This window comes from Micromonospora sp. NPDC057141, assembly GCF_042670805.1.
GTDB lineage: Bacteria > Actinomycetota > Actinomycetes > Mycobacteriales > Micromonosporaceae > Micromonospora.
Genome location: NZ_JBHUVA010000076.1, coordinates 24,907 through 31,500, shown reverse-complemented (window position 1 = coordinate 31,500; position 6,594 = coordinate 24,907). Strand labels below are relative to the sequence as shown.

General features: G+C 69.1%; 6 protein-coding genes. 3 read left to right on the top strand and 3 right to left on the bottom strand.

Annotated elements, in window-relative coordinates:
* Nucleotides 1-1,578, bottom strand: a 1,578-nt coding sequence (locus ACFT41_RS27000) for a DarT ssDNA thymidine ADP-ribosyltransferase family protein (protein WP_377614023.1), incomplete at its 3' end; no start/stop codon positions are given.
* Nucleotides 1,579-1,888: 310 nt separating this feature from the next.
* Here ACFT41_RS27000 and ACFT41_RS26995 point away from each other — a divergent pair.
* On the top strand, nucleotides 1,889-3,205 hold the full coding sequence (locus ACFT41_RS26995) for an AAA family ATPase (RefSeq protein WP_377588094.1): 1,317 nt from the start codon (nucleotides 1,889-1,891) through the stop codon (nucleotides 3,203-3,205).
* Here the strand turns inward: ACFT41_RS26995 and ACFT41_RS26990 are convergent.
* Nucleotides 3,202-3,756, bottom strand: coding sequence for a GNAT family N-acetyltransferase (locus ACFT41_RS26990; protein WP_377588093.1), 555 nt, complete (start codon nucleotides 3,754-3,756; stop codon nucleotides 3,202-3,204). The two genes, ACFT41_RS26995 and ACFT41_RS26990, sit on opposite strands and share 4 nt — an antisense overlap.
* The gene (locus ACFT41_RS26985; RefSeq protein ID WP_377588092.1) at nucleotides 3,753-5,069 is read right to left on the bottom strand and encodes a hypothetical protein; all 1,317 of its coding nucleotides are present in this window, start codon (nucleotides 5,067-5,069) and stop codon (nucleotides 3,753-3,755) included. Before ACFT41_RS26985 ends, ACFT41_RS26990 begins: the two co-directional genes overlap by 4 nt.
* 537 nt (nucleotides 5,070-5,606) lie before the next feature.
* Between ACFT41_RS26985 and ACFT41_RS26980 the strand changes: the two genes are divergently transcribed.
* On the top strand, nucleotides 5,607-5,876 hold the full coding sequence (locus ACFT41_RS26980; protein WP_377588091.1) for a hypothetical protein: 270 nt from the start codon (nucleotides 5,607-5,609) through the stop codon (nucleotides 5,874-5,876).
* Nucleotides 5,869-6,483 (top strand): DUF6879 family protein, encoded by a 615-nt coding sequence (locus ACFT41_RS26975; RefSeq protein WP_377588090.1) that lies wholly within the window; start codon nucleotides 5,869-5,871, stop codon nucleotides 6,481-6,483. The genes ACFT41_RS26980 and ACFT41_RS26975 overlap by 8 nt, the downstream gene beginning before the upstream one ends.
* The last annotated feature ends 111 nt before the right edge of the window (nucleotides 6,484-6,594 follow it).

Sequence of the window (6,594 nt, the reverse complement as noted above, 5' to 3'; positions counted from 1 at the left end):
CAACGACCGACCCCGTAAGATCCATGATTGGAAGAAGCCCTCCGAGATATTCGCCGAACTCGTAGAGGCAAATGCTTCGACCGCCTGAATTCGCCCACGTTTGATCAGCTCGTCGAGGTCGCCGGTGAGAGGATCCACCTTGCTGGCGAAGTGCACCGTGGCGAGCAGTTCGAGGCTGTACGGAGACTCGAACCCGTCAATCAGCTCAGCGAGCCGGTCGAGCGCCTCAGGCATCTGGTGGCCGGACGTGAACCAGGCGGAGACGGCCTCGCTTGTGCCGTCGGTGAGATGGATCGGACGCAACTCCTCGACCCGCGAGGATCGGTCGCCGAAACCGACCAGATAGTGGCCTTCGAGACGGTCCAGCACGTGGTTGAGATTGTCCGCGTAGGGTCCATACCTGCCCTGGGCGAAAGACAGGCGCAGCGGTTCGCCGTAGACCTGGAGGAAGTAGGCGAGCTTCTGGATCTCCAGGTTGGTGATGCCCTCCCGTGGCTCCAGCGCGCGTGCCTGGTCGAGATATCGTTCGATGGCCCGCAGCAGCGTGGCGCGTCCGGCGGTAAGAGCGGGCTTACGGGTGGCGACCGGCATGTCTGCCGGCGCAGGGGCGCCCTCCGGAGGGAACACCAGCACCTCGACGTCCGGTAGTGCGGCGAAAGCCTGCTCGATCATCGGCCGGACGACGTCCCAGGCGAGCCCGCCGTTGCCGCAGCCGAGGGCCGGCACCGCCACCGAGCGGATCTGCCGTTCCCGGACGACCCGGACAAGGTCAGTGAGGCCCGACTGGATGTCGGACAGCTTCGAGTTGGCCTTCCAATGACCCTTGGTGGGAAAATTGACCACGTATCGGCGGGAACCGAGACGTCCGGAATCGAACACGAACATCCGGCCCAACTGGACATCTTTCGCCGCGCAGGCGGACCGGTAGGCCGCGTAGTTGGCGGGGAGGGCGCGCTTGAACTGGAGGGCGATCCCCTTACCCATCACACCCACGGTGTTGACGGTGTTGACCAGGGCCTCGGCGTCAGCGGTGAGCAGGTTGCCGTGGCTGATGACGATCATTCGCGCGCCTCCTTTCGGGTGTAGCCGTAGTACCAGTCCGGTCTGACAACAACGTCGGTGCCTTTCCCGCATCAGCGGCCAGTCCACCAGTTGGGCCAGGTCGTCCAGCGAACCCGAGAAGCGGGTGAGCATTGCGGCGCAGTTGCCGTCGCTGGCCACCCACCGCAGCCCAGCTCGGTGCACGCGGTCGACCGAGCTCACCAGGTAGACCAACGGGTCGCCTCCACCCGGGTAGAAACCCGGCTTGCCGGACTCGTGGTCCTTCGCGATGCGGTACATCATCGGCGAACGGGCCGCGAAGTAGAACGGCACGTAGTCGGCGACGAACCCGCCGGGTGGACAGGGCACCGGCCTGGTCCGGCGGTTGGCCTTGATCGGCACCGAACCCACGTCGGTCACCAGACGTGCGCCTGCGGCGCTGTCCGCGACGAGTCTTCGCGCCTCCAGGATCGCTGGCAGGTTGTCGATGTGGGTGAAGTGCATGATCAGCGCTTGTTCGGGGGCAGGATGGGTCACGCCTTAATCCAGATCACTCGGCGCGAACCTGTCGTGCGTACGCCCGCTACATCTCCTTGGGATGCCCACATCAGTCCTATGTGTTGCGAGGGATGGCGGAGCCGACACCGCAGCCACTGTGTGTTTGGTCGAACACCCTGTGCGACTCTGTTGCGGGCCTAGGGGCCCGCTTCTGGGCGGATTGCCCTACTCCAGCAATGGCGAATGTCAGATCCTAGACAGAAGCCAGACTGAACAGCCGGATACTCAGGCGCACGCAGGCAGGGCTGCTGCCAGTAGTGTGCGAGACGCCCATGGGGAAGGTGGATCGATGCTGACCGGGCTGGAGGTGCCGCCGTCCGTCGAGGCGGAGCGGGTCGTCACGTCCGTGCTGGCCGACCTGCGGTCCGGTGACCACCGGGGCGTGGTCGTCGACTCGCCGCCCGGTGCCGGCAAGTCGACCCTCGTCGTCCGCGCCGCCGTCGAACTCGCCGCCGCCGGTGAGCCGCTGATCATCGTCGCGCAGACCAACGAGCAGGTCGACGACCTCATCGACCGGCTCGCCCGCAAGGCCCCAGAGCTGCGCATCGGCCGGCTCTCCGCCACGGATTACCGGCCGACCGACCGGGTCAAGGACCACCCGACGGTCAAGGTCGCCGCGAAGGTCGCCGACCTCGGCGAGCCGGCCGTCGTCATCGGTACGGCCGCCAAGTGGGCCATGGTCACCGAGGGCTGCTGGCCGTGGGCGATCGTCGACGAGGCGTACCAGATGCGGTCTGACGCGTTGTTGCGCGTGGCCGGCAGGTTCGAGCGGGCATTGTTCGTGGGGGATCCCGGGCAGCTCGACCCGTTCTCCACGGTCGAGACCGTGCGCTGGACGGGCCTGACCTGGGACCCGATGCAGTCCGCGGTGGCGGTGCTGCTGCGGCACAACCCGCAGCTGCCGGTGCACCGGCTGCCGGTGTCGTGGCGGCTGCCCGCGTCGGCGGCGCCGGTGGTCGCGGCGGCGTTCTACCCGTTCACCGGGTTCCGCGCCGGCACCGGCCACGACGACCGGGTGCTCGCGTTCACCGAGGCCGGGCCGGGGGACGCCGTCGACGCGGCGGTGGAGCTGGCGGCGGCGACGGGCTGGGGGCTGTTCGAGCTGCCGGAGCGGCACACCCCGCGTACCGATGGGGAGGCCGCCGCCGCGTGCGCCGCGCTGGCGCTGCGGGTGCTGGCGCGCGGCGCGGTCGCCGTCTCCGAGCACGCGCCGGCCGGCGCGCCGGTCACCGCCGACCGGATCGCCGTCGGGGCCGCCCACCGCGACCAGGTCGCGGCCATCCGCGCGCATCTCGGCGCGGCCGGCGCGGGCGTCACCGTGGACACCGCCAACCGGCTCCAGGGCCGCGAGTACGACGTGACGATCGTGCTGCACCCGCTGTCGGGCCGGCGGGACGCGACCGCGTTCCACCTGGAGTCGGGGCGGCTCTGCGTGCTGACGTCCCGGCACCGGCACGCGTGCGTGGTGGTGGCGCGGGCGGGCATCGCGGAGCTGCTGGACGCCCACCCGTCGACCGAGCCGGTGCACCTCGACGTGCCGGTGAGGTTTCCCGACGGCTGGCAGGCCAACCAGGCGATCCTCGCCCACCTGCACGGCCCGGCCTAGGTCGACCCGACGGCCTGCAACGGGCGGATCATGACGTCGAAGGTCGGCGCGTGCTCCCAGTTCGGGCGGAGCTGGGTCACCTTCTGCCAGCCCCAGGACCGGTAGGCGGCCTGGGCCGGGGCATTGTCCGGGTTGGCCAGGAGGGTCGCCCGCTCCTCGCCCCGCTCGGCGAGAAGCTCGTCGTGCAGGGCCCTTGCGATGCCCCGGCGTTGCCAGGTGGGGGCCACCATGAGTTCGCTGATGGCGAAGGTGCGCTTGCCGTCCTCGTCGGTGAACCCGGACGGGACGGTTTCCTGCATGCCCGTCCACCAGCCGGTCCCGGCGGGCAGCGGGAAGCCGTAGCTGTAGCCGACCAACTCGCCGTCGACCGTGGCCGTCACCAGGTCCCACCCGACTCGCTGCATGTGTGCCGCGAGCTGGCGACGGTAGCGGTCCTCGCTGTGAAACTCGTCGCCGCCCACGTACACCTTGAGGTAGAGGGCGACGAGCTGGTCAACCAACCTGGTCGCCCGCTCGGCGGTGTGGTGGCGCAGCACCAGATTCTCGATCATCGGCCCACCGCCTGATCGTAGGCGTCCACGAACTCGCGGGTGGCGGCCGTCGACCGCTGCGGACGCCCCAGGCTCGACCGGACGCGGCCAAAGAGCTGAGTCACTCGCCCCGAACTCATCTGGTGAAGCAGCGGAAGGGCATTCAGCGCGGTACGAGCTGCCCCGTTGACGTCGCCCTGGAGATAGGCCGCGTTGGCGAATTCGAGCGTGTATAGGAGTTGGTTCCGCCGGTAGGTTGCGGCAGGCGCCTCAGCGATCGTGCGGAAGGCTTCGGCAGCGCGGCCCGGTCGGCCCAAGGCCAGGTGAGCCATCCCTTGAAGCCCAGTCAGCTCCTGCTCGTCAACGAAGTGGATGAAGGGCAGGTCATCCTCGTGTAACCCGCGATCGAACTCCTGCCGGGATTTGGCGAACTCCCGGTCGAACCCGCTCGTATCCGTGAGGACGGCGAGCGCATGCGCTCGCCGCATGTGCAACAGAGCAGTCAGGCGTGGCGTGGCCCACCCCGCTGAGACCCGGAGGGCAGATTCGGCACAGTGTAGCGACTCACCCGGCCGGTCCTCACGGGTCAGCAGCGAAAGGCAGGAGAGCGCGCGTACCTCGACGCGTGGGTCGTCCGCGAGACGGGCTCGGCTGATCGCCTCATGCAGGAACGGCCTGGTCTCTGTTCGGCGTTCAGCGTCGATCGTGAGCCAGGCAGCCTGACAGGCGAGTTCGGCGAGTGCACTTTGGAGGGCGTCGCCGACCTCGCGACTGTAGGTGGCCTTGGTGGCCCAGGACGACAGGTGTGCGTGGATGCGAATGGCGATGTCGCAGAGCTGATCGGCTCCGGCAGCCGCGTCGGCGCGACGGAACTCGTCGACCAGGGAGCTGGCGAAACGCACCTGTTCCATGCCGATGCTGCTGGGAGCCTCGGCGGGTGCCGAGAGCAGGTCGAGGGGACCGGTCGCGGCGATGCCCGCGAGGGCGGCCAGGGCGTGGAACTGTCGGCGGTCCGTGACGCCACCTCCTTCATCCGATGCCGTGGTGAAGGCACCTGCCTGGACTGGGGTCGCCGGTCCGGCTGTCTTCTGCGAGCCGGCCGACTGATGGCGCGGCTGCTCGTTGCTCGTGTCCGGCCTCTGATACGGCCGGTCGGGCAGGGCGAACCAGAGGTGCTCGCCGGGGATGCGGAGAGTCTGCGCCCAATGGGTGAGCCGGTCGAGATGGACGATCGGTGCGCCGTTCTCGACTCGGCTGAGTTGCGCCTGGATGATTCCCAGCCACTCGGCGACCGCGCTCTGCGGCAGCGGGTTCCGCCCGTGGTGGGGTGGCATCGGAACGCCCGAATCACCCGCCCGAGGTGCCGCTCGGTGAGCGCCTTCCGCACCGGCTCGTGCTCCCAGAAGCTCGCCGGCACCACCGGCGGCCGGCTCAGTCGGTCCCGCTCGGCGGCCTGGCACGGCGCGCACCGCCCACTGTCGTTGTCGCGGGCCAACCGTCCGCCGCACCGGGGGGCAGTTCGGGTGTGTCACGGGAAACCTCGCCATTCGCGGGTGGCTCCGTCCGTCTCGCCTCGTCGAGCCTATCCATTCATTCCGCTCCGTGGGCCGTCGGTATACGTACCGCGCATATCGGCGGGGCTGGCAGCGGAATGTCCACGCAGCCCGCCGCCTGTTGTCGCAGCGCGGGCCGCTGCTGGGGGGCGGCTCCGCCGCTGGTCGGCGTAGCGGCATGGCCGACACGTCACTGTCGATCGCTGTGCGGTCGGGAGAGATTAACTTCGTCCCTTGTGAAATCGCCTGCCGAATGACGTGGTCGGCACGGTGGCACTTGCTAGCCTGACCGCCAATCGTCGACTACGGGGAGTGGCCATGGCGAGACGGTGGGAAGCGGACAGTGCTGCTGGCTTCGCGCGGAGGCTCGGGCGGTCCGCCGCAGAGCTCGGCGAGAGCGGCGGCACCACCACCTGCCCCGACGTGTGGGAGCTGTCGAACGGCGATGTCGCGGTCATCGGCCGAGATCTGACCGCCGCCTACGCCGGTCGGTTGCCCGACGGAGTGAGCGTGGGGGAAGACGAGAAGCTGGTGGTCATTCCTCGGAGCATGATCGTGGCTGCGAAGCCGGACATCCCGGATGCGTGACCTGCTCCGCTCGGCATCAGGTAAACGTCTGGGCCTCGCGGAGTACGACGCCGACTTCTACGCCACAGTCGAGTCCGTCGACGGTCCGATCCTGAAGACCGAGCGGATCCAGACGTTCCGCGAGCCGGGCAGCCCGAGCTGGGAGGCGTACGCGGAGGGACGCTGGGAGGAGGCGCTGCGCATCGCGGCCGAGCCCAATCCGGAGTTGGTGCGGTTCTTCCAGGAACTGGAGAAACGCGGCTCCGGGCTGCGGCGCCTGCGGATCGTCGAGGCGCCGCTCACTCCGTACCTGATCTGGGAGCTGCACTTCCTCCGTTACCGGGCTGATGCCGGCGAACTGATCCGGGTGCTGGACGCCGGTCAGGTCCGGGAGTTGGAGGAGACGCACGGCACCGTGCCGGAGCTGATGGTCGCCGGACGGCAGGCGGTGTACGAGGTCAGGTACGACGAGTCCGGCGCACCGGTCGGGGCGGACAAGTTCATCGATCCGACGGTTGTCGAGGGTTGCCGGACGCAGGTTCTGGCCTTGCTGGAGAAGGCCGAGCCGTTCGACTCGTTCTTCGGTCGGGAGGTCGGCGGGGCCCGGCCTCCGGCCGCGCACCTGTAGTAACCTGCCTCCACCAGCGAGCGTGGAGGCAGGGTGTCCCGACTCCGAGCGGTCTCCGTCGTGGCACGCCGGTCGGCGACGCCGACCGCCCTCCTGGTTGCCGTCTTGGCG

Coding starts and splice junctions, on each gene's coding strand:
- ACFT41_RS26975 (WP_377588090.1), top strand. CDS start 5,869: ATGCGTGACCTGCTCCGCTCGGCATCAGGTAAACGTCTGGGCCTCGCG.
- ACFT41_RS26985 (WP_377588092.1), bottom strand. CDS start 5,069: ATGCCACCCCACCACGGGCGGAACCCGCTGCCGCAGAGCGCGGTCGCC.
- ACFT41_RS26990 (WP_377588093.1), bottom strand. CDS start 3,756: ATGATCGAGAATCTGGTGCTGCGCCACCACACCGCCGAGCGGGCGACC.
- ACFT41_RS26980 (WP_377588091.1), top strand. CDS start 5,607: ATGGCGAGACGGTGGGAAGCGGACAGTGCTGCTGGCTTCGCGCGGAGG.
- ACFT41_RS26995 (WP_377588094.1), top strand. CDS start 1,889: ATGCTGACCGGGCTGGAGGTGCCGCCGTCCGTCGAGGCGGAGCGGGTC.